Annotated in this window: 27 protein-coding genes and 2 tRNA genes; 11 read left to right on the top strand and 18 right to left on the bottom strand. The window is 32.9% G+C overall.

Features of this window, described 5'->3' with window-relative positions:
• Positions 1–67 precede the first annotated feature (67 nt).
• On the top strand, positions 68–2,263 hold the full coding sequence (recQ, locus tag SHI72_RS09065; RefSeq protein ID WP_039117234.1) for a DNA helicase RecQ: 2,196 nt from the start codon (positions 68–70) through the stop codon (positions 2,261–2,263).
• A gap of 199 nt (positions 2,264–2,462) precedes the next feature.
• Here the strand turns inward: recQ and SHI72_RS09060 are convergent, their stop codons facing one another.
• Positions 2,463–2,705, bottom strand: a complete 243-nt coding sequence (locus tag SHI72_RS09060; protein WP_039111662.1) for a hypothetical protein — start codon at positions 2,703–2,705, stop codon at positions 2,463–2,465.
• 151 nt (positions 2,706–2,856) lie between these two features.
• Between SHI72_RS09060 and SHI72_RS09055 the strand changes: the two genes are divergently transcribed.
• The 3 genes from SHI72_RS09055 to SHI72_RS09045 all read left to right on the top strand — a co-directional run bounded on the left by SHI72_RS09055 (position 2,857) and on the right by SHI72_RS09045 (position 6,360).
• On the top strand, positions 2,857–4,416 hold the full coding sequence (locus tag SHI72_RS09055; protein ID WP_323489766.1) for an NAD(P)/FAD-dependent oxidoreductase: 1,560 nt from the start codon (positions 2,857–2,859) through the stop codon (positions 4,414–4,416).
• 120 nt (positions 4,417–4,536) lie between these two features.
• Positions 4,537–5,238, top strand: a complete 702-nt coding sequence (locus SHI72_RS09050; RefSeq protein ID WP_323489765.1) for an SMI1/KNR4 family protein — start codon at positions 4,537–4,539, stop codon at positions 5,236–5,238.
• 39 nt (positions 5,239–5,277) lie between these two features.
• Positions 5,278–6,360: a hypothetical protein gene (locus SHI72_RS09045; protein ID WP_323489764.1), complete on the top strand. Its 1,083-nt coding sequence runs from the start codon at positions 5,278–5,280 to the stop codon at positions 6,358–6,360.
• A gap of 163 nt (positions 6,361–6,523) precedes the next feature.
• Here the strand turns inward: SHI72_RS09045 and SHI72_RS09040 are convergent, their stop codons facing one another.
• The 4 genes from SHI72_RS09040 to msrB form a co-directional block, all read right to left on the bottom strand.
• Positions 6,524–7,483: a quinone oxidoreductase gene (locus tag SHI72_RS09040; protein WP_323489763.1), complete on the bottom strand. Its 960-nt coding sequence runs from the start codon at positions 7,481–7,483 to the stop codon at positions 6,524–6,526.
• 48 nt (positions 7,484–7,531) lie between these two features.
• A complete protein-coding gene (locus tag SHI72_RS09035; RefSeq protein WP_323489762.1) occupies positions 7,532–8,950 on the bottom strand; it encodes an aminopeptidase P family protein in 1,419 nt (472 codons plus the stop codon).
• A gap of 124 nt (positions 8,951–9,074) precedes the next feature.
• A complete protein-coding gene (gene msrA, locus SHI72_RS09030; RefSeq protein ID WP_323489761.1) occupies positions 9,075–9,683 on the bottom strand; it encodes a peptide-methionine (S)-S-oxide reductase MsrA in 609 nt (202 codons plus the stop codon).
• Positions 9,684–9,687: 4 nt separating this feature from the next.
• Positions 9,688–10,248 carry a peptide-methionine (R)-S-oxide reductase MsrB gene (msrB, locus tag SHI72_RS09025; protein ID WP_323489760.1) on the bottom strand — a complete coding sequence of 187 codons (561 nt, stop codon included), beginning with the start codon at positions 10,246–10,248 and terminating at the stop codon, positions 9,688–9,690.
• A 288-nt stretch (positions 10,249–10,536) separates the two neighbouring features.
• Here msrB and idi point away from each other — a divergent pair, with 288 nt between their 5' ends.
• From idi to SHI72_RS08990, 7 genes are all read left to right on the top strand, one after another.
• Entirely contained in the window at positions 10,537–11,064 is a 528-nt protein-coding gene (gene idi / locus SHI72_RS09020) for an isopentenyl-diphosphate Delta-isomerase (protein ID WP_323489759.1), read from the top strand.
• Between the two features lie 12 nt (positions 11,065–11,076).
• Positions 11,077–11,487, top strand: a complete 411-nt coding sequence (locus SHI72_RS09015; protein WP_039111653.1) for a 6-pyruvoyl trahydropterin synthase family protein — start codon at positions 11,077–11,079, stop codon at positions 11,485–11,487.
• 1 nt (position 11,488) lies between these two features.
• Positions 11,489–11,947 (top strand): peroxiredoxin, encoded by a 459-nt coding sequence (locus tag SHI72_RS09010; RefSeq protein WP_039111652.1) that lies wholly within the window; start codon positions 11,489–11,491, stop codon positions 11,945–11,947.
• A 64-nt stretch (positions 11,948–12,011) separates the two neighbouring features.
• Positions 12,012–12,980 carry a type I phosphomannose isomerase catalytic subunit gene (locus tag SHI72_RS09005; protein ID WP_323489758.1) on the top strand — a complete coding sequence of 323 codons (969 nt, stop codon included), beginning with the start codon at positions 12,012–12,014 and terminating at the stop codon, positions 12,978–12,980.
• A gap of 56 nt (positions 12,981–13,036) precedes the next feature.
• The gene (locus tag SHI72_RS09000) at positions 13,037–13,303 is read left to right on the top strand and encodes a hypothetical protein (RefSeq protein ID WP_035619450.1); all 267 of its coding nucleotides are present in this window, start codon (positions 13,037–13,039) and stop codon (positions 13,301–13,303) included.
• 78 nt (positions 13,304–13,381) lie between these two features.
• Positions 13,382–13,455 (top strand) — tRNA-Thr (locus SHI72_RS08995).
• 116 nt (positions 13,456–13,571) lie between these two features.
• Positions 13,572–13,645 (top strand) — tRNA-Thr (locus tag SHI72_RS08990).
• A gap of 65 nt (positions 13,646–13,710) precedes the next feature.
• On the opposite strand, the gene SHI72_RS08985 is transcribed toward SHI72_RS08990, so the two are convergent.
• From SHI72_RS08985 to SHI72_RS08925, 13 genes are all read right to left on the bottom strand, one after another.
• Positions 13,711–14,970 carry a hydroxymethylglutaryl-CoA reductase gene (locus SHI72_RS08985; RefSeq protein WP_323489757.1) on the bottom strand — a complete coding sequence of 420 codons (1,260 nt, stop codon included), beginning with the start codon at positions 14,968–14,970 and terminating at the stop codon, positions 13,711–13,713.
• A gap of 235 nt (positions 14,971–15,205) precedes the next feature.
• Positions 15,206–15,916, bottom strand: coding sequence for a DUF4369 domain-containing protein (locus tag SHI72_RS08980; protein WP_323489756.1), 711 nt, complete (start codon positions 15,914–15,916; stop codon positions 15,206–15,208).
• Between the two features lie 120 nt (positions 15,917–16,036).
• Complete coding sequence (locus SHI72_RS08975; protein ID WP_323489755.1) at positions 16,037–17,896, bottom strand: peptidase M61; 1,860 nt, start codon at positions 17,894–17,896, stop codon at positions 16,037–16,039.
• 113 nt (positions 17,897–18,009) lie between these two features.
• Positions 18,010–18,288: a DUF2805 domain-containing protein gene (locus tag SHI72_RS08970; RefSeq protein ID WP_039111648.1), complete on the bottom strand. Its 279-nt coding sequence runs from the start codon at positions 18,286–18,288 to the stop codon at positions 18,010–18,012.
• A 122-nt stretch (positions 18,289–18,410) separates the two neighbouring features.
• Positions 18,411–19,238: a sterol desaturase family protein gene (locus tag SHI72_RS08965; protein WP_323489754.1), complete on the bottom strand. Its 828-nt coding sequence runs from the start codon at positions 19,236–19,238 to the stop codon at positions 18,411–18,413.
• A gap of 193 nt (positions 19,239–19,431) precedes the next feature.
• Positions 19,432–19,674 carry a GlsB/YeaQ/YmgE family stress response membrane protein gene (locus SHI72_RS08960; protein ID WP_323489753.1) on the bottom strand — a complete coding sequence of 81 codons (243 nt, stop codon included), beginning with the start codon at positions 19,672–19,674 and terminating at the stop codon, positions 19,432–19,434.
• A 46-nt stretch (positions 19,675–19,720) separates the two neighbouring features.
• Positions 19,721–20,428 (bottom strand): aquaporin Z, encoded by a 708-nt coding sequence (gene aqpZ / locus SHI72_RS08955; RefSeq protein ID WP_035619439.1) that lies wholly within the window; start codon positions 20,426–20,428, stop codon positions 19,721–19,723.
• Positions 20,429–20,458: 30 nt separating this feature from the next.
• Positions 20,459–20,815 (bottom strand): hypothetical protein, encoded by a 357-nt coding sequence (locus SHI72_RS08950; RefSeq protein ID WP_039111645.1) that lies wholly within the window; start codon positions 20,813–20,815, stop codon positions 20,459–20,461.
• Positions 20,816–20,901: 86 nt separating this feature from the next.
• Positions 20,902–21,798 (bottom strand): EamA family transporter, encoded by an 897-nt coding sequence (locus SHI72_RS08945; protein ID WP_039111902.1) that lies wholly within the window; start codon positions 21,796–21,798, stop codon positions 20,902–20,904.
• A 177-nt stretch (positions 21,799–21,975) separates the two neighbouring features.
• Complete coding sequence (locus SHI72_RS08940) at positions 21,976–23,181, bottom strand: lipase/acyltransferase domain-containing protein (protein ID WP_323489752.1); 1,206 nt, start codon at positions 23,179–23,181, stop codon at positions 21,976–21,978.
• A gap of 60 nt (positions 23,182–23,241) precedes the next feature.
• Positions 23,242–24,441: a hypothetical protein gene (locus SHI72_RS08935; protein WP_039111643.1), complete on the bottom strand. Its 1,200-nt coding sequence runs from the start codon at positions 24,439–24,441 to the stop codon at positions 23,242–23,244.
• A 56-nt stretch (positions 24,442–24,497) separates the two neighbouring features.
• On the bottom strand, positions 24,498–25,802 hold the full coding sequence (locus SHI72_RS08930; protein ID WP_323489750.1) for a hypothetical protein: 1,305 nt from the start codon (positions 25,800–25,802) through the stop codon (positions 24,498–24,500).
• Positions 25,799–26,152, bottom strand: coding sequence for a hypothetical protein (locus SHI72_RS08925; protein WP_039111641.1), 354 nt, complete (start codon positions 26,150–26,152; stop codon positions 25,799–25,801). Before SHI72_RS08925 ends, SHI72_RS08930 begins: the two co-directional genes overlap by 4 nt.
• Positions 26,153–26,188 lie beyond the last annotated feature (36 nt).

Below are 26,188 nucleotides of genomic sequence, written 5' to 3'. Positions count from 1 at the left end.
TTGTATGTGTAAAAGAAAGTTGTATCTTTATTGATGCAAATTTATACAAAATACCATAAAATAAAGAATGAATTCAAACGAAATTGAAATACATAAAGAATTAAAGAAGTATTTCGGCTTTAGCCAATTTAAGGGATTGCAAGAGGAGGTTATAAAAAGTATACTCGATAAAAAAAATACTTTTGTAATAATGCCCACCGGTGGAGGGAAATCACTCTGTTACCAATTACCCGCTTTAATTCAGGAAGGAACAGCGATAGTTGTATCTCCTTTAATTGCTTTGATGAAAAACCAGGTAGACGCCATTCGGAGTCTCTCCTCAGAAAACGGAATTGCTCACGTTCTGAATTCTTCACTTACCAAAACAGAAATTGCTCAAGTAAAAAAAGACATTACTTCTGGTTTGACAAAATTATTATATGTTGCTCCCGAATCGTTAACCAAAGATGAATATGTTCAGTTTCTTCAAAATGTAACCATTTCATTTGTCGCTATCGACGAAGCGCATTGCATTTCAGAGTGGGGACATGATTTTAGACCTGAATATAGAAATCTAAAACATATTATTAAACAGTTGGGCGATGTGCCAATTATTGGTCTTACCGCAACTGCTACTCCAAAGGTTCAAGAAGATATCTTAAAAAATCTTGACATGTCTGACGCTAATACTTTCAAGGCGTCGTTTAACAGACCAAATTTATATTACGAAGTTCGTACAAAAACAAAAAATATAGAATCGGATATTATTCGTTTCATAAAACAACACAAAGGGAAATCTGGAATTATATATTGTTTAAGCCGTAAAAAAGTAGAAGCAATAGCTGAGGTTTTACAAGTAAACGGTATTAGCGCTGTTCCTTATCATGCAGGATTAGATGCGAAAACACGAGCAAAACATCAGGATATGTTCTTGATGGAAGATGTAGATGTTGTTGTAGCTACTATTGCTTTTGGGATGGGAATAGATAAACCCGATGTTCGATTTGTAATACATCATGATATTCCAAAATCACTCGAGAGTTATTACCAAGAAACGGGTCGTGCAGGACGTGATGGTGGCGAAGGACACTGTTTAGCTTATTACTCTTATAAAGATGTAGAGAAATTAGAGAAATTTATGTCTGGTAAACCAGTTGCAGAGCAAGAAATTGGTTTTGCTTTATTGCAGGAAGTTGTGGCTTACGCCGAAACATCAATGTCGCGTAGAAAATTCTTACTTCATTATTTCGGAGAAGAATTCGACAGCGAAACTGGAGAAGGTGCCGATATGGATGATAACGTTCGTAACCCGAAAACCAAAATTGAAGCCAAAGACCAAGTGGTGAAATTATTGGAAATTGTACGCGATACAAAACATATTTACAAATCCAAAGAAATTGTATTTACATTAATAGGTCGTGTAAATGCGGTTATTAAAGCACATAGAACTGATTCGCAATCGTTCTTCGGGTCAGGTTCTAACCATGACGAGAAATACTGGATGGCATTACTTCGCCAAGTATTAGTTGCGGGTTACTTATCAAAAGATATTGAAACTTACGGAGTCATAAAAATTACCAAAGCAGGATTGGACTTTATTAAAAAGCCAGTTTCGTTTATGATGTCCGAAGATCATGAATATAATGAAACTGAAGATGAAGCTATAGTAACAGCATCAAAATCTGGCGGTACTGCCGATGAAGTTTTGATGGGAATGTTACGAGAATTACGAAAAAAGGTTGCCAAGAAATTAGGCGTTCCTCCATTTGTAGTTTTTCAGGATCCTTCATTAGAGGATATGGCTTTAAAATATCCAATTTCTATTGCCGAGTTATATAACATTCATGGAGTAGGAGAAGGAAAAGCAAAAAAATACGGAGGAGATTTTGTAGCCTTAATAAATAGGTATGTTGAGGAAAACGATATTATTCGTCCAGACGATTTAGTTGTAAAATCTACAGGGGTTAACTCTGTAAATAAATTATACATTATCCAGAACATTGATCGTAAGTTATCACTTAATGATATTGCTTCTGCAAAAGGGCTTTCGATGGATGCTTTGATTAAGGAAATGGAGCAAATTGTATATTCAGGAACAAAGCTTAATATTAACTATTGGGTAGATGATATGCTTGATGAAGATCAGCAAGAAGAAATTCATGAATACTTTATGGAGTCAGAATCTGATAAAATAGAAGATGCTCTTAAAGAATTTGATGGTGAGTATGATATCGATGAATTACGCCTTATGCGAATAAAATTTATTAGCGAAGTAGCGAACTAACGTTAAGATTAAATTCCAAAAATTAAATTCCAAATTCCAAAAAAGGAGAATAAATTCCAATTTCAGGAAGTGATAAATATTTAAATTCCAAATTCTAAGTACTAGCGATAGTTTGGAGTTTGGAATTTTTTATTTAAGATTATCCAAATTAATTGGAATTTCCTCCTTAATTGATTTGGAATTTAAAAAAAATGGAATTTTATTCTTCCGGATACACTTCTCCGCGGTGCGGTTTTAAAGCGTCGCGAACCTGAATCATGTTCTCATCGGTTACAACCATATAAGCAATAGCATACATATCGTTTAAGATTGTAAATCCAGTTATATTTAAAGGAAGCTTTTCGATAGCGATAAATTCTTTTAAATGAATTTCATGATGTTCTGCGGTTTTTGCGGATGCTGGACCACGGAAATCCCATATTAATTTTATTTTTCTTGACATTTTTTTAGAGGCAAAGTTTTTACAAAACAAAGGTACAAAGTCTGTTTTAAAAAATGGATACTATATTAAGGAACAAATTCCACTTCAAAATACTATTTTTGCATTCTGTTTTTCGTCTAAATGATTAACATATTCAACAGAAATATATATAATGCCAAGAGAACTTTTACTTCAAGTATCACCCGAAATAGCAGCAAATGAGTTATTGCTAAAAGAACATTTGTCGAAACAAATAAAAGTTTCACCAAATGAAATTCAGCATATAACGATTTTAAAACGCTCCATTGATGCACGCCAAAAAGCGATAAAAATCAACTTGAAGGTGAATATTTATTTGCAAAATGAAGTTTTTCAGCCAACTAAAATTGAGCTTCCAGAATATAAAAACGTATCTGGAGCGCAAGAGGTAATTGTTGTTGGAGCTGGTCCAGCAGGACTTTTTGCAGCTTTACAGTTAATCGAGTTAGGTTTAAAACCAATAGTCCTCGAGAGGGGAAAAGATGTAAGAGGTCGCCGACGAGATTTAAAAGCGATAAATACAGAACATTTCGTAAACGAAGATTCTAATTATTGTTTTGGAGAAGGCGGAGCAGGAACTTACTCTGACGGAAAATTATATACACGATCTAAAAAACGTGGAGATGTGACCAGAATTCTCGAATTATTGGTTGCTTTTGGAGCTTCAGATGATATTTTGATAGAAGCGCATCCACATATCGGGACTAATAAATTACCAAAGATTATTCAGGATATTCGAGAAAAAATTATCGAATGCGGGGGACAAGTTTTGTTTGAAACCCGAGTAACTGATATTCTCGTAAAAAACAATGAAGTTGAAGGAATTGTAACTCAAAAAGGAGATACAATTTGTGCTAATAAATTAATATTGGCAACGGGACATTCTGCTCGTGATATCTTTGAGTTATTAGATAGAAAGAAAATTTTTATCGAAGCCAAGCCTTTTGCATTGGGCGTAAGAGCCGAACATCCACAATCTTTAATAGATAGTATTCAGTATAGTTGTGATTATCGTGGGGAGCATTTGCCTCCAGCGCCATATTCTATAGTGAAACAAGTAGGAGGAAGAGGAATGTATTCTTTTTGTATGTGTCCTGGTGGTGTAATTGCGCCATGTGCAACAAGTCCTGGCGAAGTAGTTACTAATGGTTGGTCTCCGTCTAAAAGAGATCAGGCTACAGCCAATTCTGGAATAGTAATCGAATTAAAATTAGAAGATTTTAAACCGTTTGCTAAATTCGGAGCTTTGGCTGGAATGGAATTTCAGAAAAGTATCGAACAAAAGGCGTGGCATTTGGCTGGGGAAACTCAAAAAGTTCCAGCACAACGAATGGTAGATTTTACTCAAAATAAAGTTTCATCAGATATTCCTAAAACATCTTATGTTCCCGGAACGACTTCGGTAGAAATGGGACAGGTATTCCCTGGTTTCTTATCTCAAATATTACGTGAAGGTTTTTCGGAATTTGGAAAATCAATGCGTGGGTATTTAACCAATGAAGCTATTCTTCATGCACCAGAAAGTAGAACATCATCGCCAGTTCGTATCCCTAGAAATGCAGATACGTATGAGCATTTGCAAATAAAAGGATTGTATCCTTGCGGAGAAGGAGCAGGTTATGCTGGTGGAATTATATCTGCGGCTATAGATGGAGAAAAATGCGCCTTGATGATTGCAGAAGCTTTAAAATAATCTGCTAAATTATTTAGTTTGGAGTAAAAATAATATTATTTTAGTTGCTTTAAGAGATTGGTTACAATTCTAAAATTTAGAATGTGATTAAATCTTAATGAACTTTTTTAAATATATTTTATGCCATTATTAGATATTGAAACTAAAAACGGATTTACATATCCAATTATTTATAAGGAATTCTTTCTAGACGGAATGCTTAATGTTGGAGAATATGGACCTGATTGGTACACTACAGTTTATCCTAAATTAAAACAAAACCCCACATTGCTTTTACATTCTTATGATTTTGAATTGCTTAATCTTAAGGGTGTAAATGAAGCAATAGACGAACTTTCGGATCCTGAAGGTTATCGTGAAATAAAAGAAGAATTCAAATTTATACCATTCGGGCAAAGCGGAGCTGGAGATCATTATTGTTTCTTTGTAAATGAAGAAAATAATGGAGAGAATCCTATAGTTTTTGTTTGGCATGATATGAATGAAGTAAATTATCTAGCGAAGAATATGCAGGATTTTGTTTTTAGAATGCTGTTAACAGATATGTCTGATCAAGATGTTTACAATGATGTAAGTGACGAAGAATTTAAGGATAATCTAGAGAGGGTTCTTAAAACTCATAAAAAATATCTAACAGATAAACAAAATGATGTTTTGCAAACGGTGTTTAATAGGGAAATCATAGATTATGAAATCCTATTGCCTAAAATGAAAGAAGCAAAGCGAGGGTTGCTAACTGATGTTGAGTTAAAAAAGACATTAGCAGAAGTTATCCTATTTGATAAAATGGATTCTAGTTTTGCATATTCAAGTGAATCATAATTATAAGAGTCTAATAAAATAAATCACTAAATAAATTCTATGAAAGATTTCTTTTCTAATTTCTTTGGACGAAATAATGATCCAAAATCAATTGTTTCTTTTGATGTTATATATTCAATTTACTCTTATTTGTATAATGAGGTAAGTAGTGTTGATTTTAAAATGAAAGGAGTTCATGATACTGTTTCTGTAAATTTTTATTCATTTCCAAGTTCATTAAATCATGAGGAGGGAAGAAAAGAGATTGAAGGAAACGGATTCAAGAATGCGTATGAGGTTTTAAACGAATTGTATAAAAAGATTGATATCGGAGTGCTTTCTGAAGAGGTTATACAAACAGAATTAGAATACGATTATGTTCATATTCAGTTTTATTCTGAGCCAACTCCAGAATCAAAAAAACATCTAAAACATGTCTTGCATAATTTTGTCATTTTCTTTTGTTGTACGAATAGTTTAGAAACAAATGATTTTAGAATTCTGTACAATAACAGTTATTTTTTTGATTATGTAAAAGGGATTTTAGATACCGAATATATCGACATCAATAATCCTAAAAATGAAATTCAGAAAATAGGATTCAAAGAATTTGAAAGGGTTTTACAGGGGATTTGCGAATATATGGAAATTGAAATACCATCAACAGTCATTCTTCCTTCTGCTGAAAGTTTACTGGCAGATGAAGTTTCGATAGCGCATTTTAAAGAATTTTTGCAATTAATTTCGAGAGGAGATATTGAAGAAGAATTGCTGGAAGAGCAATCACAGATTCTTTATGATAATTTTGGAAAAAATGAGGGAGATGAAGATTATGATTATGAATTTGATTTTTTCGACGGAATAAATACATGGCATAGCGACTGGAAATTTGATCCTGAGGACGCAGAGTATTTTATATCTGAAATGATTGATCAGGAACTTAATTTTGAATATCCAGAAGAAACATATAGTCATGACTTGTTTCCGTATATTCAGACTGCATTAGGGAAACTAGATATGGAATTAATGAGTTATGATACAATGGGAGATAGTTATTTGTTTTTTGTAGCAAATAAAAATGATGTAAATAGAATATTAGAATTAGCTGAAATAACCGAAATAGGAATTGATAAGTTGACATAAAAGAGAAAAAATTATCATAACTTCTATTTGATTACAAGTATTGCAGAATAAATTAAAACACGAATTCCTCAAATTATCACTAATTCATAGTTAGATTAGTTTCGCTATAAAAATTCGTGATAATTTGAGGAATTCGTGTTTGTTTTTGTACTTATAGGTGATTTTAAGGAATCAAAATTATTTTCCCAGTACTTTTTCGACTTTCTAAGTAATCGTGAGCTTGTTTTCCTTCAGATAGTTTAAAAGAAGTAGGTGTTGCAAGTGAAACTTTTCCTTCGATAATCCAAGTGAATAACTGATTAGCTCTTTTTATTCTTTCTTCTCTGGTTGTCAAATAACTCCATAAATCTCCACCAGTTAATGTTTTGGAAGTATCCATGAGCATTCTTGGGTCAACTAAAGCAGGATCTCCACCCGCCATTCCGAAAAACACAACCTGTCCACAATCTTTGGTTACTTCGAAGCTATCATTTAAGGTGCTACCAATACTATCATAAACGACATCAGCACCGTTTGAAACTACTTTAAAAACTTCAGCCTTCCAATTGTCATTGTATAAGAATACATGGTCGGTTCCTTGCTTGATAGCAATTTTTGCTTTGTCGGCAGATGAGGTTAAACCAATTACGGTTGCGCCTAGAAGTTTGCTTATTTGTGTAAGGAATTGTCCAACACCTCCAGCAACAGCATGAATAATAACTGTTTCTCCTTTTAGTGTTTTGTGACTATCGGTGGCGAGGTAATGGGCTGTTAATCCTTGTAATAAAATAGAAGCTCCAGTTTCAAAATCGATTGCTTCTGGTAACGGAATTACATGATTTATATTAACAGCAACCAGTTCGGCATTTGCAAAAGGAACATCGGCAAACGCAACTCTGTCTCCAATTTTAAACTCTGAGTGGTTATTTGTGTTTACTACGATTCCTGAACCTTCATAACCAGCGATAAAAGGCGGATTTCCTTTAAGATGATAGTTTCCTTTTCGGCGATATACATCGGCGAAATTTAACCCGATGGCTTTCATTTCGACCAAGATTTCGTCGGATTTTAATTGCGGATTTGGAATGTCGATGTATTCAAGTACATCTGAGTTTCCAAAAGTAGAAAAAGTTAATGCTTTCATTTTGTCTAATTATAACAGTGAAATATTTATAAAGGAAATAATTATAGGTTAAATTTTGGGTAAGTTAAATTCATTGAACTTACTTTTTTGGGAAGCTAGTTTTTCAATATCTTGCCATTTTCTAGGAGAATCAACAGATAGGTTTTCGTATGAATCTTTTTTTATGAGAATATCATCTTCGATACGAACGCCTATATTCCACCATTTTTTATCACATTTGCTATTTGCAGGAATATAAATTCCTGGTTCGACAGTAATAATCATGTTCTCTTTTAGTAAGCTTTTTGGACCGCTGTAATTTCCTTTGTCGTGAACATCAAGACCTAGAAAGTGTGAACATCCGTGTGGGTAATAGATGCTTACTTCTTTTAATTCTTTAATGATTCCTAATTTCAGTAATCCTTTGGCTAGAACTTCTCTGGCTTTGATGTTTAGATCTGCGAGAGGAATTCCTTCTTTACAAATTTTAAAAATTTCTTCTTGAGCATCGTAAACTAGTTGATAGATAGCTTTTTGTTCTTCGGTAAATTTTCCGTTTGCAGGAATAGTTCGGGTAACATCGGCAGAATAGCCATGATATTCAGATCCTACATCCATTAATAATAATTGATTGTCTATTTTAGTGCTATTGTTTTCGCCATAATGCAAAATACAACCATTAGCTCCTGCGCCAACAATTGGAGGATAACCTTCTCCTTCAGCTCCATATTTTCGGTGAATATAAGCATGAATTCCATCGGCTTCATTTTCGCTCATATCAATATTAATTGCTTTCATGACTTCGTTATGGGCAATGCAAGAAAGTTTAACTGATTTGCGCATTAAATCAATTTCTTCTGGGGTTTTTATTTCTCGAAGCGTTGCTGTAATATTTTCGAATAATAGTAAAGAAGCTGTATCGTCATTTGTAATTGCTGCTTTTGTTTTAAATGTTTGTAGTAATCCAAAAAGATCAAAACCGCTTGTGTCTTTACCAATGTCAGTTGGGATTTTATCGTAAATTATTTTGTCGAATTTTTTAAAGTCTATAGGAAAGTCCTTGAAATCTTTTCCGTTATAAACTGTTGCAAAACCTAATTTCGATTTTGCTCCATCGGTACCTAAGCGTCTACCTGTCCACATTTCATGAGTTGCATTTCTTTCTCTAACAAAAAGGATTTCGTTATAAGCTGTTTCACCAGTTCCCTGAGGTTCTTTAAATAGTAATAAAACAGCATCGGGTTCTTTATAACCGCTTAAATAATACAAATCAGGATTTTGATGGAAATTATAGTTTATATCTCTAGAGAATTTTCTCTCGGGATAAGAAAAGATTACTGCTACAGAATTTACAGGCATTAAGCTCCTAAAAGCTTCTCTTCGTCCTTTATGAAATTCTTTAGAAAGATAATCTGTAGGTAAGTTTTCCTGAGCATGATTGTAATTAAAAAGCAGTAGGAATAAAAGGGATAAGATTATACGCTTCATTTTTTTTGTGGTTTGGTTAAAGAGTTCTGGTTCTTAATAGATTGATGCAAATTACGAAATTTTGACATTGATTATTAAAATAAAAAAACCGCTCATTTTCATAAGCGGCTTAGTGAATTAATAACTATTTCTTTTTTAATTTGTCTTTAAATACCTTTTCAAACTTTTCTATTTTTGGTTGTATTACCATTTTACAATAGGGTTGGTTTTTGTTATTGTCATAATAATTTTGATGATAATCTTCGGCTTTGTGAAATTTTGTAAATGGTTCTACGGCGGTTACTATCGGGTCGTTATATACTTTTGCTTTTCTTAATGCATTTATAATGTTATTAGCTGCATTTTTTTGTTCTTCATTTTTATAAAAAATAACCGAACGATATTGTGTTCCTACATCGGCACCTTGTCTGTTTAAGGTTGTTGGGTCGTGTACGGTAAAGAATACTTTAAATATCTCGTCTAGGTTTGTTACGTTTTTGTCGTATGTAATCTGAACTACTTCGGCAAAACCAGTTTTTCCGGTTGATACTTCTTCGTAACTCGGATTAATGGTTTTTCCTCCAGAGAAACCAGATACTACAGATTTTACTCCGTTTAAATTTTCGTAAACTGCTTCTACACACCAATAACATCCTCCACCAAGAGTAATGGTATCGTAATTGGGTTGTTTCTTTGCTTGTCCAAATCCATTAATTGATAGGATTAAAAGACAGATTAAAATGGTATTTTTCATACTATTATTTATTGTCGGGTATAAAATCAAGAGCGATAGAGTTCATGCAATATCTTTTTCCGGTTGGTGCAGGGCCATCATCAAATAAGTGACCTAAATGTCCGCCGCATCTACCACAAAGAACTTCGGTTCTTTCCATGCCTAGAGAGTTATCTTGTTTGTACGTTACGCTGTTTTTGTTTTCTTGCTCAAAAAAGCTTGGCCAGCCACAACTACTTGCAAATTTTGCTCCGGATCTAAAGAGTTTGTTTCCGCATGCTGCACAATAATAAGTTCCTTTTTCGTCGGTGTTCCAGTATTTTCCAGTAAAAGGTCTTTCGGTATCAGCATGTCTCATTACCTCATATACATCTTCGGGCAATACTTTTTTCCATTGCACATCGGTAAGATTTAGTTTTTTTGTATCGGTATTAGAGTAATATGGATTATCGGGTTTGCTAATTTTATTTTCCATAGGATTGTTTTTTGTAGAGGTGTATTGTTCTTTAGTGTTTTGTCCACAGGCTTGAAATATAAATAGTGGGAGCAAAAATAATAAGCTTAAAAAACGGGCTTTTGTTTTCATAATTAATTGATTTTGTGTTGTAAAGTTAAGATGGTTCTTGTTAGTAAACTGTCGTGCACTTTACAAATGGATGCTTATTTAAGTGAGTTTTAACTATTATTATTTACGAAAAAAATGCTGTTTCAGATTTAAAATAAGAGATTATTGCTCTCATGTCTTTAATACACTCATAATCACGATATAAAATTAAAATTTTAGTGAATGCAGGGCTCGTTAAACTTTTCACAAACTTTTTCTAGGCTTTAAAGCAATTTCTTTTTTCGTATTTTTGTGTGTTTAATACCAATTATGATAGAAGAAAACGTAATATTAGTTAATCTAAATGATGAACAAATAGGGCTAATGCCTAAAATGGAAGCGCATGAAAAAGCCGTTTTACATCGTGCATTTTCAGTTTTTGTTTTAAATGATAATAATGAAATCATGTTACAGCAACGTGCGCATCATAAATATCATTCTCCGTTACTTTGGACCAATACTTGTTGTAGTCATCAACGAGAAGGAGAAACTAATATCGAGGCGGGAAGTCGAAGATTGTTTGAAGAAATGGGTTTTAAAACGCCACTTAAAGAACTTTTTCATTTTATATACAAAGCTCCTTTTGATAACGGATTAACAGAACATGAACTGGATCACGTTATGATTGGACGTTATAATGACGAACCTATTATAAATACAGAAGAGGCTGAAGCCTGGAAATGGATGAAAATAGAAGATGTAAAAACTGATATGCAATTACATCCTGAGATTTACACCGTTTGGTTCAAAATAATTTTTGACGAGTTTTATCATTTTCTAGAAGACCATAAAATTTAAACCAAAACCTACATGAGAGTAACGATATCAAGAAAAGCACATTTTAATGCTGCCCATCGGCTGTACAGAAAAGATTGGACGTTGGAGAAAAATGATGCCGTTTTTGGGAAATGTAATAATCCCAATTTTCATGGACATAATTATGACTTAACAGTAAGTGTTACTGGAGAAGTTGACCCTGAAACAGGTTTTGTGATAGATGTAAAAATATTGGCGGATATTATATATCAAGAAGTAGAATTACCATTTGATCATAAAAATCTTAATCTTGACGTACCAGAATTTCAAGATTTAAATCCAACTGCAGAACATATTGCAGTAGTGATTTGGAATAAAATTAGAAAAAAGATAAATCCCGATTTTGATTTAGAAATCGTGTTATATGAAACTGCACGTAATTTTGTAACCTATAAAGGAGAGTAAAATGTCATTAAAAGTAGGGGATGTTATCCCGAATTTTACAGCTAAAGATGCTAATGGAGAGGTGTTTGAGAGTAAGGATGTACTAGGTCGTAAACCTTTGGTTATTTATTTTTATCCTAAAGATAATACACCGGGTTGTACTACAGAGGCTTGTAGTTTTAGGGATCAATATGAAGATTTTGTAGCTTTAGGAGCAGAGGTAATTGGTATTAGTAGTGATAGTGTCGATTCTCATCAAAAATTTTCTCATAAACATCATTTGCCTTTTGTTCTTCTTTCAGATGAAGATAAAAGAATAAGAACACTTTTTGGTGTTCCATCTGGATTACTTGGATTATTACCAGGAAGAGTAACTTACGTTGTCGATAAAAATGGAGTTATAATTCTGATATTTGATAGTATGGTAGCGGCCAAGCATATTCCTAAGGCATTAGAAGCGATTAAAGAATTAGTATCATAAATTAAAAGAACAATAGTATACAGTATTCATGAAAATGAAATTTGTGTAGAAATATATAATACAGATGACCCCAAAATTATATCCATTACAGTTTGAACCAATCTTGAAAGACAGAATATGGGGAGGCGAGAAATTAAAAACTGTATTAAATAAACCAATCACGTCTAAGATTACTGGCGAAAGCTGGGAGTTATCTACTGTTGAAGGCGATGTGAGTATTGTTGCAAACGGAAGTTTGAAAGGAAAATCACTTACAGATATTATAGAAGAATTTCCAAACGAAATTTTGGGAGCAAAAGTACATGAGCAATTTGGGAAACAATTTCCGTTGCTTTTTAAATATCTTGATGCTCGGGAAGATCTTTCGATACAAGTACATCCTAATGATAAATTGGCTAAGGAACGTCATAACTCTTTTGGTAAGACCGAAATGTGGTATGTTATGCAAGCAGATGAAAATGCCAGGATTATTGTAGGCTTTAAAGAAGATTCTAGTAAAGAAGAGTATGTTGAGAATTTAAATAACAATACGCTAGTTTCTATTCTTGACGATGTAAAAGCTAAACCAGGTGATGTTTTCTTTCTGGAAACTGGGACGGTTCATGCAATAGGAGCAGGATTAGTTGTTGCCGAAATTCAGCAAACATCAGATATTACGTATCGTTTGTATGATTTTGATAGGGTAGATGCGCAAGGAAATAAAAGACAATTGCATGTAGATTTAGCACTAGATGCTATTAATTATAATAAGGTAGATACTTATAAAGAGTATCAGAAAAAAACAAATGAATCTAATGTAGTGGTTGATTGTCCTTATTTCACCACAAATTTTATTCCGTTAGATGGTCAGGTTGAGGTAAGTAAAAGCGGAGAAACTTTTACAGTCTATATGTGTATTGAAGGTTCTTTTGAAATAGAATATGACGGAAATAAATTGACATACAAAAAAGGAGATACAGTATTAGTTCCAGCTGCTTTGAATGAGTTCATCCTTAACGGAAAAGCTTCTATTTTAGAAATTTACATTTCATAGCAGGTAATAGAAAGATTATGTGTACTTTTGCAAACGCAAATTAAAATTAAAATAAAATGGCAAACGTTAAGAATTTAAAGAAAGACATCAACTACGTTTTAGGAGATATTATTGAAGCAGTTTACTTATTTGAAATTTCTACTACAGGAAAACCAACTACAGAAACTAACAATTTAATCGATGAAGCTATTGCTGCTTTTGATACTTTGATCACAAAAGTGAACGCAAAGAACGTAGAAAATAAAAAAGCACACTTCAAACAAATCAATGTTGAATTGGAAGAAACTGCTAATCAATTGATTGCTAAAATCAACGAATTGTAGTAAAAAAAAACGATAAAAAAGTGCAAATTTATTTTGGTAAAACGAAAAACCGCTTTATATTTGCACCCGTAATGAGTCGCCAGCGTAGCTCAGTTGGCTAGAGCAGCTGATTTGTAATCAGCAGGTCGTGGGTTCGAGTCCCTCCGCCGGCTCAACATAAAACCATCCTAAAAGGATGGTTTTTTTTATTTAAAAAATATTTTAATAATTGTGTAAAATTATTTTGTGAAATCAAAAAACAGTTATATATTTGCACCCGTAATGAGTCGCCAGCGTAGCTCAGTTGGCTAGAGCAGCTGATTTGTAATCAGCAGGTCGTGGGTTCGAGTCCCTCCGCCGGCTCAGAGTTAAAACCATCATAGAAATATGATGGTTTTTTTTGTGCCATACTCAATTGTGGAGTATAATTATCTTCCAAATTTTTGATGAGCTGCCGTAAATTGGCCAGAACCCATGGCTGCCAGAATAGAAATTTCTCCTGTTAAGCATAATGCGACAGCTATTTCGGCTAGTTTTCCACTTTTTCCAGCGCCATAACAGCCTATTAATTCCAGACATTCCTTTTGAGTAGGGAATGAGGTTCCGCCACCAACAGTTCCTACGATTATGTTTGGCATTGTGATAGCGCAATATAAATCTCCATTCTCATCGATTTCCATTCTTGTAATAGCGGTAGAAGCTTCGCCTGTACAAGCTACATCTTGTCCGCAGGCTATAAATAAAGCTGCGAGAGCATTTGCGGGATGCATGCCAGTGCCAATGCTGCCACCTTTTACGGAGCCAGAAGCACTTATTTTCCATTGTTGTTGCATTAGTTCTGGAGTTGTCTTTAGTACTGATTCAATAACGCCTCTTTTTAATGTGATTTCGGTCGTTATTTTCTTTCCTCGGACTCTTGTGGTTAATGATGTTGCTTTTTTGTCTCCTGACGTATTTCCTTCGATTGTCCAAAATACTGGTTTGATGGGGCAGTTGCTCAGGATGTACTTGCAAATTTTATCTGTACAGATTGTAACCATGTTTTGACCTGATGCGTCACCAGAACTATATTCGAATCTTATAATGAGGATGTTTCCTTCTATATTTATTCCTACATCGTTTAAAATTGCATAATTGCTGGTTTCCCGGGTTAATACAGAAAATGTTTCTTTGTGCTCTAATACCCATTCTACAAATTTTCCTAAATCAATTAAATTTTTAAATTTAAAAGTCGGTGTTCTTTGTACGCCTTCTTGTAATGTAATGGCTGTAATTGCTCCAGATTCTCTACAGGCCTTTGCGCCTCTGTTATAGGATGCAAGTAGCGTTCCTTCGGTGGTAGCAAGAGGAACATAGAAGCTTCCTTGAGCTGAACTTCCATTTATTACTAATGGACCAATAAGTCCAGTGGGAATTTGGCTCATTCCTATGTAATTTTCGATGTTACCTTTTAGGCTTTCATTGTCATTGAATACTTTTTCTCCAGATAGATAGTCAACGTTTGTGTTTAGTTGCTTACGGATAAAATTTAAGCGTAATTTTTGACCATTTAAGGTGTAGGGATCTTGAGTAGGTACTTTTTCTAATTCCTGGCTTAGATGAGGATTATAAGATTCTAGTTTTTCAATAACCGATGAATCAATAAAATCATACTTTGCGCGACTGATGTTACTTGGGGGATTTTTCATAAGATTATTTTTTAAAATTATGAAGCTAAGTTATTATAAATCAGTAATATGAAGTCGCAAAACGCGATTTATTTTCGTGGAATTATCTAATTATCAGGTGTTTAAGATTTAAAGAATAATAATTTAAAAAAAGGCACAAAAAAATCCTGTTCTTGTAAAAAACAGGATTAGTATGGATGTAATAAAAAATATTTTAAATCTTAAAATATTGATTTTTAGTATTTTGAACTTGTTTTTATTGTTGCTTTTTGATTTTAGCAATGTACTCCGTTAATTTTTTTCCATAAAGGGATTGTGCTACTTTTGGAGTCATCGATTTTTGTATTGTATCTAAATATTTAATATTGATATCGTATATCTCTGATAAGGCGATGTAAGGTGCTATTTCGTAATCTTTGTTGTTGATGGCGAAGTTTGTAGCGTATAAATATTTTCTCTTAATATTAGACCCTTGTTTTTCGTCTATGCTGTCTAATGTTTTCTGGTTATTGTTTTTTATTGCTTTAAATCGTAATTCGATTAGGCTAAGATTTTCATCATTAAAACGAGAATTTATTTTACGGTAATCTTCGTATAATTCTTGGTTTTTCGATCCTGTAATTTTAGCGCTAGAAAGGTAATTATCTAGATTTGTATCAATATTAATGCTGCCTGGTTCGGCAAAAAATAATATATTATTATCTAAAGAGTTGGTTACGCCACGATCTACAGATAGATATAACATCTCTGGCGATTTTAATTCGATGTTAGCTTCAAAAGCAGAATTACCATCGATTTTAATACTATCTATAGCTACTAGAGAAGTATCGACTACTCTTTGTATGTATAAGGTTCCGTTTTTTAATCCTTTTATATTTCCGGTAATATGCAAGTTGGTTTTTGATTCGTTTTTGTTACATGAAGCTAAAAGAACAAGTGTAACGAATGCAATAATAGTTTTTTTCATTGTTTATAGATTTTGCTGCAAAATAAAGAAAATAGTTTTAAAAAAACGATGCTCAACTTTTAATTTATAAAAAAATCCCAATCTATTTCTAAATTGGGATTTTCTTGTTTTAATTTCTTATTATCCTTTTAACCAAGCATTTCTAAGTGCTTGTTTAGAATTGTCTGTCGCTTTAAAAGTATTCTTTTCTTCGTATGGAAGTTTAACAGCGCCTTTTAAAGTTAATTCTTTACCATCACGTTTTATCTTAACAGTTATTGGTGCATCTTCTTTCCATGTCTGACTTTCTGTGATCAATTCGTATATGTTTACCAATGAATACGGTTTTTCATTTATAGAAAGGATGTAATCTCCTCCTCTTAAGTCTAGATTTTTGAAAAAAGTATTCAATTCCATTTCAGGTATAACCATGATTTGCTTAGTCTCAGGATTTATAGTGATATATGGAGTTTGGCCTTTTAGGAAAATTGTTCCGGGAACTTTTTCGGCAGCGTTTGTTACGCCAACTTTTGCTAAATAAGTATCATAAGGAATTGGTGTTGTTCCTGCAACATAAGTGTTTAGGAAAGCTCCAACTTCTGGATAAGTTAATTGAGTGATTTTTGCGAAAAGCTCATTATCATTAAATGGTTTTGTAACACCATATTCATCTGATAATTTATGCATTAAATCCAGAATTCCTCTTTCGCCATTGCTTTTTTCTCTAATGATGATATCGATACACATACCGATAAGCGCTCCTTTTTCGTATACGTTTAAGTACTGGTCTTTGTATGGTTGTTCTAATACATTGGCGCTCATTTTTGTAAATGACATTGTATCATTCAATGCTTTTGCGTGTTCTATTTTCTCAGCAATACGAGAATAGAATTCAGATTCATCGATTAAACCTTGATTAATTTGGAAAAGGTTTGCAAAATATTCGGTAACACCTTCGTACATCCATAAATGTTCAGACATTTTTGGTGCATTGTAGTCAAAGTATTGAATTTCTTTTGAGTGAATTGTCAATGGAGTTACGATATGAAAGAATTCGTGAGATACTACATCTTTCATTGATTTTACCAATTCTTCTTTTGGCATCATTTCAGGTAAAACAACCGTTGTTGCTGTAGGATGTTCTAATGCTCCAAATCCATGAGCATCGGTTGGCTTCATAGATGATAAATATAATAGAACAGTATATTTTTTAGTCGAATTTATTTTACCCAAAAAGTTTTTCTGAGCAGTCATTATCGTTTTCATTTCTGGCGTGATACTTTCAGCTGTGAATTTTCCAGTTGGAGAATATACTGCTATTTGTATTTCCATTCCGTTTACATCAAATGATGTGTAATCTGGTTTAGAGTACATAATTGGGTTTTCTACCAAAACTGCATAGTGAGATGTTGTGAATACATCGCTTGTATTGCTTGCATCTTCATCAGTCATAGATGTTGCTCCCCAAAGTGTTGCAGGATGTGCAATTGTAACTTTATAAGGAATGTCTAGTTTGTCTTGAAAATAACCAACAAAACCATGTGTGTTTATCATGAAGTTAACTCCGGCATCTATATTTGTTCCTGCAGGTGAGAAAACATCGTCATTGCCAAAACCTGTTCCTTTTTCGGTATCAAAAGTATCGTTTACTAAATAAGTAATCGTTTTTAGTGTTTTTGCATTTGCTATTGACCAAGTATTGTCGTCTAGCTTTTTTACGGTAAGGAGTACTCCTTTAGAATCATAAGCTTTTAAATCATCGATATACTTACCGTAGTTATCCTCAGAGTATGTTCCAGGAACAGTTTTAGGAATACTATAGGTTACTTCATCTGTATTTATTTTTGGAGCAGTAACTGTAACGAGAACTTTGTCGTCTTTTACATCGTTAAGATTGATGTTAACTGCAACTTCTGGTTTTGCAGATGCAGTAGTAGAACTACCTGTTTTACATCCCAAAAAAACAGCTGCTAATGCTAGTGTAACTATTATTTTTTTCATTATTCTATTGAGTTAGTTTTATTATTGGTCTTTATAAGCTGAAAAAAGTTACAAAAACATTCCAGTTTTATTTATTGGAGTAAAAAAAAACTCCTGTTTCAGGAGTTTTATGATTAGTCTAATTTATTCTTTATGTAATATTTTCCATCTAGGTCTTCATCAAAATCATCTATCTTAACAGGTTTTGGCTTAGGCTTATTAGCAATAGCTTTCTTTTTCCACATTTCAAATTTCTCAGCGGGCATTTTCTTTTTCATAATCTCTAAAACCTCTTTTTCAGCCAATCCAAATTCTTTTTTGATAATTTCAAAAGGATTCTTTTCTTCTAGGGCTAATGTAACAAGTTTTTCTGTTTGTTCCCAGTTCAATTCTTTACGGTTACTCTTTTTCATCACGTGAAAATTAATTCAAATAGGGGTTAATGATTAATAATATATTGATATTCAATTTACATATCAATATTAGTAAAAAAAATAATTACTTCGTCGCTTATGGTCGCTTTTTTTTGTGGATTTTAACGGTTTTTTGGTGAACGATGTTTTTGAAACGGAATTTGCAGTAAATTTTTCAAATTGTTATGTTCATTTGGGTTCATGTGCGTATCTACGCCGTAGATGATTTTTTCTTTTGGTAGTGTCATAAAAGTTCCAAAAAGACGATCCCAGATTGAAAAAATATTTCCATAATTACTATCTGTATAAGGTAATATATAATGATGATGTACTTTGTGCATATTTGGAGAAACAATAAAGTAGCTTAAAAAAGAATCAACTTTGTCTGGTAACGAAATATTTGCATGAGTAAATTGAGTAGATATTACGGAGAGCGTTTGGTATAAGAAAACCATCCACATCGGACTTCCTACAATTAAAACGCCGAAAGTTGTAAAAATAAACCGGATTATACTTTCTCCAGGATGATGACGGTTGCCACTTGTTGTGTCGATCCAAGTGTCGGTATGGTGAATAAGATGAAAACGCCATAAAAATTTTACTTTATGTTCGGTAAAATGGGCAAGATAGGCTCCAATTAAATCTAATAACAATAATCCAATAACTGTGTATAACCATAAAGGGATTTCTGGAATCCACTGTAGGATACCGAAATTGTTTTTAATAGTCCAATCTGCAGTTTGTAATAGAATAAATGCTAATACAAAATTGATTAAAATTGTGGTGAATGTCAGAAAGAAGTTAATTCCAGCGTGATTCCATTTTTTATAATTGAATTTAAAAAGTGGAAAAGTATTTTCTATCATCCAGAAGATGGTTATTCCGCCTACAAGAATCAGACTTCTGTGTAAAGATGGAATGGTACCGAAGTAAGAAATAATTTCATTCATGGCAGAAGTATTTACTCAAATTTAATAATTTTAGTAATACGATTTTCTTAAAGGTTTGATTTTTAGATTGAATGTTGTTTTGATGTAACTATTTAATAAAAAAAAGAGAAGAAATAAAGTTATTAAACTTCTTTCTTCTCTTAGTATAAAATGATTATTGCTTGTCTAATTTATAGCAAGTGTATAAGAGTGGTTATGCTTTTTTTATCAAGCTAATGATAAATAAAAGTACCCAGGCGCCACCAACAGCAATTATAATTTGCCAAAGCAAATCACCGCCACCAATACCTAGTTTCCCGGCAATCCATCCACCTACAAGACCACCTATTATTCCAACAACGATGTTACCAAGGATTCCAAAACCTGCACCTTTCCATATTTGACCTGCTAGCCAACCTGAAACGGCTCCAATAAGTAAGAAATATAAAAATTCCATATTTTAAAGTTTTAAGGATTAATAATCGATTTTAGAAAATGATAATTTATGCAGCATCATGATTTTGCAACAATGATTTATATATAAAACCTGCTACAATTGCTCCTAGAATTGGTGCAACCCAAAACAACCAAACTTGAGATAATGGTTCTCCACCAACAAATACTGCTTGAGATAATGATCTCGCAGGGTTTACGGATGTGTTTGTGATAGGAATACTTATTAAGTGAATTAATGTTAATCCTAAACCAATTGCTATTCCAGCAAATCTTCCATTAGCAAATTTATCTGTTGCTCCAAGGATGATTAATAAGAAGAATAAAGTCAGAACAAATTCAGCTATAAAAGCTGATTGTAAGGAATATCCTTCTGGAGAAAAAGCTCCAAACCCATTTGATGCAAAAGCTCCAGCTTTAGTATTATCAATCACAAATCCAGCTTTACCAGATGCAATTGTATATAAAGTTCCGGCAGCAGCAATTGCTCCAACACATTGTGCAATAATGTATGGTACTAAGTCTTTTGCAGGGAATCTTCCACCAGCCCAAAGACCAAAAGAAACTGCGGGATTAAAGTGACCTCCTGATATATGTCCTACGGCATAAGCCATCGTTAAAACGGTTAAACCAAAAGCTAGTGCTACACCAGCAAATCCAATTCCTAATTCTGGGATTCCTGCTGCGAAAATAGCACTTCCACAACCTCCAAATACAAGCCAGTACGTTCCAAAAAATTCAGCAAAAAGTTTTTTCATAATAAAAAGTGTTTAATTAATGTATAAATGTTAAAAAGTATATTGATATGCCCACAAAATCAAAACGAGTTGAAGAGGCATGCGTAATATTAAAACCCATCGAGGTAACCCAAAACTTGCTTTTTTGTTTTGATACATGTATACGTTAGCTGGGAAAACTGCGACCAATAACGCAATAATTCCCCATGCAGCAAAATGAGATGTCGCTGAGATTAATAGGAGTGACCCTAATATAATCTCAGCGACACCGCTTAAAATATTTAATAATTTTGGATTTGAAAAGTAAGAAGGAATGATTTTTAGGTACATTCCTGGGGTTCTAAAATGATTTATCCCAGCCAGAATGTAGAGCAAAGCCATTACGTAAAGATGCCAAGGTAAATTCATAATAGTAATTTTATTACGAATTTATAAAAATAATTGGGATTTTAGGACAATATCTTAATTATTTTTTAACAAGTATTTTTTAACGCTTATTTTTCCTTTTGGAAGTTTAAGTTCATGATAATGATAGCTAATATGATTAAAATTATTCCAACCCATTGTAAGAATATAACTTGCTCATTTAACAATACGTAAGCCATCATTACAGATACAGGAAGTTCTAGTGCCGAAACGATACTTCCTAGTCCAATTCCTGTAAGTGGGAAACCTGCGTTCATAAGCATAGGAGGTATAATTGTACCAAAAAGTGCAAGTATGATACCCCATTTTGTGAAAATTTCGAAGTTAAACGGAGTTACTTGTGTCGCTATTGCAAAAGAAAAGACAATAACAGCTCCTCCTAAAAGCATATATAAACTACGTTGTGCTGACGAAATTTCGGTAGCAACTCGGTTTGCAGTAAACATTGTTGTAGTAAATGATGCAGCAGCTAGGCAACCCCACGCTAGACCACGCCAATCTAATTGGATCTCGTTTTGAGTAATATTAGTAGCCAATACAGTACCTCCTAAAACAATAATTACAGCAACTATTTTTTGTTTAGAAGGAAGTTTTTTTTCTAAAATCATTTCTAATAAAACTCCCATCCATACGGTTTGCATCAATAAAACGATTCCGATAGAAACTGGAATGTATTTTACAGCCAGGTAATAAAATAAACTTGTCATTCCTAATGAAGTTCCAGCCGTCATTAATTGAGCAATGTTTTTTGGCGTTGCATTAACAACTGTATTTTTATGTTTTGCTTTTTGAAAAGCATTGATGATTAGGATTCCAATGATTCCTAATATAAATTGAGAAGTAGTTACTTCTGCTGTTGTGAATCCTTCGTCGTATGCCATTTTTACAAAAGTGGCCAACATACCATAACTTGTTGCGCCAAATGCTACTAGAAATACTCCTTTTAAAACGTTATTTTTTGTCATTTTATATAATTTACTGCTTTTTGTTTTTAAAAATAAAGCCTGCAAAGATAGGCTTTAGTAAGTAATTAAAAAAATGCATTTAATTTGGATATTGTATTTAGAGGATTGTTTCTATAGATGATTTTACGGAAAACCTCTCGAAATCGTTTTATTTATAGATTATTCATAATAGTTTAATCAATCCACTTTTCTAACACTTCCGTTAGGAGTGTCCCACCAATTTTTAAGCCCATTGAGTTTTGGGTTGGCGCTTTCGGTTAAAAAATAGCGCTGTATAATATTCTGTACTCGACTATCATTTAAGAATAAACCATGAAAATCAAGATTGTTACTTATTTCATCAAAGAAGTTTTCTTTCTTTACAGCAAATGTTTTAATGTCTTTTGCATAAATAGAAGAACTTTTAAAAGGAACAGTTCCATCGCCAGATTCTCTTCCGTCATTAAGAGAGCCTAAGTCGACTAAATTTTGAATATTGTTATTTCCTTTTTTTAGGACTTTTACCTTCGTAAATGTTTTATCATCTTCACCTACAATAATTATCATTCTGTCTTTTAGAGCCTGAGGTAAATCTGATAAGTTTTTTAAACCCGTAGGAGAACGAAATTCTTTTAAAAGTGCTAATCTAGAATCAAAAAGTGGTTCGATATCTCTATATAAGTTGTCTTGCCAATATTCTTTTTTCAAAAGATCCAGTGGTTCATTATTATCTGCATAGGTTAAAGCGTCTTTGTAAATGGGTAATAACTCATAGACTCCAGGATAAGTTCGAATAACTTTACGCATATCTTCATTTCTTCCTATAACCCAGTTTAGGATACTTCTTAAACCACCATCTCCTTTTACCATATGTACCAATGCATAAGGAGATCCTAAAAATGGAGGAGCATTCATGACTATTTTATCGATTCCGGTAAAATCATCTTTTAATAAACTTAGGTAGCAGTTTAAAACCAATCCTCCCATGCTATGAGTAATAAACCGGAATCCTTCGATGTTTTGATCCTGAAGTTTGTGCTTGAGGTATTCGATATAAATTTTTAAACGTTTGGCGCTTTCCATATTCGACATTCGCCAATCGTAACCAAATAAAAATACAGGAGTATTTTTGTATGCTCTGGTCTCGTTTAGTTTGTTTTTTAATTTAGAAATAGAATTCTCATATGGAAATTTAGCAATATGATTGCGTTCTATTATCGTTTCAATTCCTTGGTCGTATAAAGGGTTAAATTGTAGGTTTTCGTTAATATAAGCTCCAAAAATTGATGAGCCGATAGATGAACCCAATGTGTCGTAGGCATTCCAGATATAATTAAAATCGAAGGTATTACTATTAACAAGACTCGTAGCTTGAATTCCGGGAATAAAGATGATAGGTTTCATGGGGCTGTTTTTGTTATCTAAATTAATACTTATTTTGGTAATTAATTGAGATACATGTTTTTATATGAAACCTTTGCTCGTTAATTTTGGTAGCAATACTTTCATACAACTCTGACCTATAGTAGATGGATCCCAGTAACATTTATGCATTTTAATACTATTTAACGAGAAAAAGGCAATTATACCAGATTTGTCGGATGTGATTTCATAGTTAATGTTTTCTGGTAGAATTGCTATATTTTTTATTCCAAACTCGGCTTCACCACGGGAATCATCTTTTCTGTAATTTGTTGCAAAAACATCAGAAACTGAATAAACATTCATCCATTTTATAGTGTTTTCCATTATCGGACTTCTTCTTTTGTAAAAAGAAGGATAATAAGCATTTATAAATTCATAAGGATTTCCAGTTGTAATAAGAAGTTTGGTTAATTTCTGAACGTTATCTGATGGTGGAATCTCTGCTACTGGAAAAAGAAGGTCAACTGCTAAGATGCTTCCAAAACTGTAACAATGAAAATGAATTTCAGGGTCTGATTCATTCTCGGCGATATACTCTACAAGCGAATCAAGATTTCCTAATACAATTTGGCTTTGTTCCCCATTGGCTATATAACTGTCAACACAAGAGAATTCGGTTGCAAGCGATGTGATAATGGTTTTAGATTGAGGTGCAAAAATTAAAATTAATGTCGTTATCGAAAGAACGTATTTCCCGTAATTATGTATTCTTTCTACGTCAATGTCATAACCGATGTGATAAAGTAATTTTGAGATATTTTTTATAATACTTTCATTAGTCATTAAATCGATACAAGCCGGAATTAAAAAAAGAACGCATAATGATATTATCAGAAGAATAGAAAAAGCATAAGTTGTCTGATAAGGGCTGCTAAATTCTTTTTTCCTGAAAAATCTTAAAGTAATTTGGGGTGTCTTTTTTATTATTAAACTAAATAGGATTAGATTTTTTATGAAGATGTTGTAATGCTCAAATTTTTCGGTTAAGATTTTGTGGTACTGAAAATCATATATTTTATAAATTAATTCTTCGTTGTCATTTTTGTCTTTTTTAAAGAGACTTACAACAGTGCTATTTTTCTCGGGTTGATAAGAAATTTTTTCCGTTTTGATAAAATAATTAAAACCTGTTGTGGTAAAGTTCAATTCGTTTCTAAGTCTTTCAGTGTATTTCTCTACAGTTTCGTTGTGTATAGATTGTCCGAGTCCAGTAATATAAATTCCTATTTTAGTTGCCATATTTTTTATGATGATTTAAAATCATCGAATGTAGGTTTGAGTATGATTTTTGAGGTTTATTTTGAAGTTAAATCTGTTATATTGGGGCCGCCAAAACCAAAGTTTAAGGACAGCATCGAAATCAATGTTCCGTTGTGGTTAAAAACGGGTTTAAAAGCACTTCCGATTTGATAGGATAGGGCAATTTGTTCTGTAAGTCTATAACTAAATGTTCCTATGTATTGAAAATCGGATGCATTTTCTTTCGTGTATAATGTGTTTCCCGAAGCATCTGTGCCAGCAACTAAAAGAGAACTGTTCTGTCGGCCGGTAGCTTCAAATTCTAACGAAAATTTCTTGAACTGGCTTTGTAATGCTAATCCGTAATCGAAATTGTTTTTATATACTTTGGTGTCAGGAAAATAATTCTCAAAATACTCCTTATTGTACCATTCATATCGTAATACACCAGTAGCTTTTAGAAAACTTATTTTATCTGAGAATTTATAAGAAGGAGTAATCCAAAATGATTGTCTGGGTACATTGGAGTATTTAAAATCATTAGTCGGAAAATTTAATGCTAATGCGTAAGCCAAGTCTATACTCAATCCTTGACGCGACAGAATATAAGATTTGAATTCGTCATAACTTCCCATTGTTTTGTCTTCTATTAATTCAGAAAATGAAATGAAAAACGAATCGATATCATTTTCATCAAAAGGGAGTGCATCAGTAGCGTCGTAAATATTGTTGGTTATTTCTTCGGCTTCTTTCATCGATTTTTCATCGAGTACTTCGTAAATCCGATTGGTAAGTTTATCTCGTACGGCTGTTAGGTATTCTCTTTTTGTTTTAAATTTAAATTTCTCTGCAAGCTCACTAAGTTCCGCTAAGATTTTAGAACCAATACGTTGGTTATTGCTTAAAGTTTCTATGTGTTTCTGGATGATTTCTTTATCTCTTTTATTTCCAAAATAGATAGAGGTGCGATAGCCAAAAGAAAGACTTCTTGTATTTGTGCTGTCTTGTAGCATGAAATTTTGAGTAGAAGCCAAAGAAAATGATGAGTTTCGCAAAAGTTGATCAAGGTTGGCTTTTGGATAAAGATATTCCTCCAGACTCATACCATGATCGTTTGCCCAATACGGCATAAATTCGAGACCAAAATCATTTGGGATTATACTATTTCCATTTTCATCACTAAAGTTTGAATAAAGAGCAGTTTCTAGAGCACGATAAGATTTGGGTTGTAATATAGCACTTGGTTGCATACCTAAAACAGCTGCCGCAGGAGAAGTAGGTGTTGTAAGGATATCTAATTTTTTTTGGGCTTGAATTGTTCCGAAATAAAAAACCGTGCTAATTATAATCCAGTTTTTCATTTTACTGAAAATTTGATGGTTAAAATTACATAAGGACGATCAGTATCGCTTTTTAGATTAGAATGTTTTGCAAGTAGCTTTTTATTGATATAGTATTCAATAGCAATTGTGTCTTCGTGAGGTATAGGATTGGCAATATCCGAAACGCAAATTGTTTTTTCGGCTGTGAGCGTTTGTATTTTTCCTAAGGAAGATTTACCAGAATTAGCAATTTCAGAATCATTATCTCCGGGTATATTGATTACGGTATGCCCTATGTTACCGTCGGATATAAATTTGATTTCAAAATTAATATCTTCATCGACTGGAGCCGAGAATGATAATTTTTCATAACGGTAAATTTTTCTCATAGAGTTCTGTTTTTTATAAATAACTTTTTTAAAAGT

Source organism: Flavobacterium sp. PL02, from assembly GCF_035013205.1.
Lineage (GTDB): Bacteria > Bacteroidota > Bacteroidia > Flavobacteriales > Flavobacteriaceae > Flavobacterium.
This window is presented reverse-complemented; position numbering and strand designations above follow the sequence as displayed.

Coding starts and splice junctions, on each gene's coding strand:
- SHI72_RS09040 (WP_323489763.1), bottom strand. CDS start 7,483: ATGAAAGCATTAACTTTTTCTACTTTTGGAAACTCAGATGTACTTGAA.
- SHI72_RS09045 (WP_323489764.1), top strand. CDS start 5,278: ATGAAAGATTTCTTTTCTAATTTCTTTGGACGAAATAATGATCCAAAA.
- SHI72_RS08930 (WP_323489750.1), bottom strand. CDS start 25,802: ATGAAAAACTGGATTATAATTAGCACGGTTTTTTATTTCGGAACAATT.
- msrA (WP_323489761.1), bottom strand. CDS start 9,683: ATGAAAAATACCATTTTAATCTGTCTTTTAATCCTATCAATTAATGGA.
- aqpZ (WP_035619439.1), bottom strand. CDS start 20,428: ATGAAAAAACTTTTTGCTGAATTTTTTGGAACGTACTGGCTTGTATTT.
- SHI72_RS08925 (WP_039111641.1), bottom strand. CDS start 26,152: ATGAGAAAAATTTACCGTTATGAAAAATTATCATTCTCGGCTCCAGTC.
- SHI72_RS09055 (WP_323489766.1), top strand. CDS start 2,857: ATGCCAAGAGAACTTTTACTTCAAGTATCACCCGAAATAGCAGCAAAT.
- idi (WP_323489759.1), top strand. CDS start 10,537: ATGATAGAAGAAAACGTAATATTAGTTAATCTAAATGATGAACAAATA.
- SHI72_RS09060 (WP_039111662.1), bottom strand. CDS start 2,705: ATGTCAAGAAAAATAAAATTAATATGGGATTTCCGTGGTCCAGCATCC.
- SHI72_RS09010 (WP_039111652.1), top strand. CDS start 11,489: ATGTCATTAAAAGTAGGGGATGTTATCCCGAATTTTACAGCTAAAGAT.
- SHI72_RS08960 (WP_323489753.1), bottom strand. CDS start 19,674: ATGGAATTTTTATATTTCTTACTTATTGGAGCCGTTTCAGGTTGGCTA.
- SHI72_RS08945 (WP_039111902.1), bottom strand. CDS start 21,798: ATGACAAAAAATAACGTTTTAAAAGGAGTATTTCTAGTAGCATTTGGC.
- SHI72_RS08935 (WP_039111643.1), bottom strand. CDS start 24,441: ATGGCAACTAAAATAGGAATTTATATTACTGGACTCGGACAATCTATA.
- SHI72_RS08940 (WP_323489752.1), bottom strand. CDS start 23,181: ATGAAACCTATCATCTTTATTCCCGGAATTCAAGCTACGAGTCTTGTT.
- SHI72_RS08975 (WP_323489755.1), bottom strand. CDS start 17,896: ATGAAAAAAATAATAGTTACACTAGCATTAGCAGCTGTTTTTTTGGGA.
- recQ (WP_039117234.1), top strand. CDS start 68: ATGAATTCAAACGAAATTGAAATACATAAAGAATTAAAGAAGTATTTC.
- SHI72_RS08980 (WP_323489756.1), bottom strand. CDS start 15,916: ATGAAAAAAACTATTATTGCATTCGTTACACTTGTTCTTTTAGCTTCA.
- SHI72_RS09000 (WP_035619450.1), top strand. CDS start 13,037: ATGGCAAACGTTAAGAATTTAAAGAAAGACATCAACTACGTTTTAGGA.
- SHI72_RS09015 (WP_039111653.1), top strand. CDS start 11,077: ATGAGAGTAACGATATCAAGAAAAGCACATTTTAATGCTGCCCATCGG.
- SHI72_RS08965 (WP_323489754.1), bottom strand. CDS start 19,238: ATGAATGAAATTATTTCTTACTTCGGTACCATTCCATCTTTACACAGA.
- SHI72_RS09005 (WP_323489758.1), top strand. CDS start 12,012: ATGACCCCAAAATTATATCCATTACAGTTTGAACCAATCTTGAAAGAC.
- msrB (WP_323489760.1), bottom strand. CDS start 10,248: ATGAAAACAAAAGCCCGTTTTTTAAGCTTATTATTTTTGCTCCCACTA.
- SHI72_RS09035 (WP_323489762.1), bottom strand. CDS start 8,950: ATGAAGCGTATAATCTTATCCCTTTTATTCCTACTGCTTTTTAATTAC.
- SHI72_RS08985 (WP_323489757.1), bottom strand. CDS start 14,970: ATGAAAAATCCCCCAAGTAACATCAGTCGCGCAAAGTATGATTTTATT.
- SHI72_RS08950 (WP_039111645.1), bottom strand. CDS start 20,815: ATGAATTTACCTTGGCATCTTTACGTAATGGCTTTGCTCTACATTCTG.
- SHI72_RS09050 (WP_323489765.1), top strand. CDS start 4,537: ATGCCATTATTAGATATTGAAACTAAAAACGGATTTACATATCCAATT.
- SHI72_RS08970 (WP_039111648.1), bottom strand. CDS start 18,288: ATGAAAAAGAGTAACCGTAAAGAATTGAACTGGGAACAAACAGAAAAA.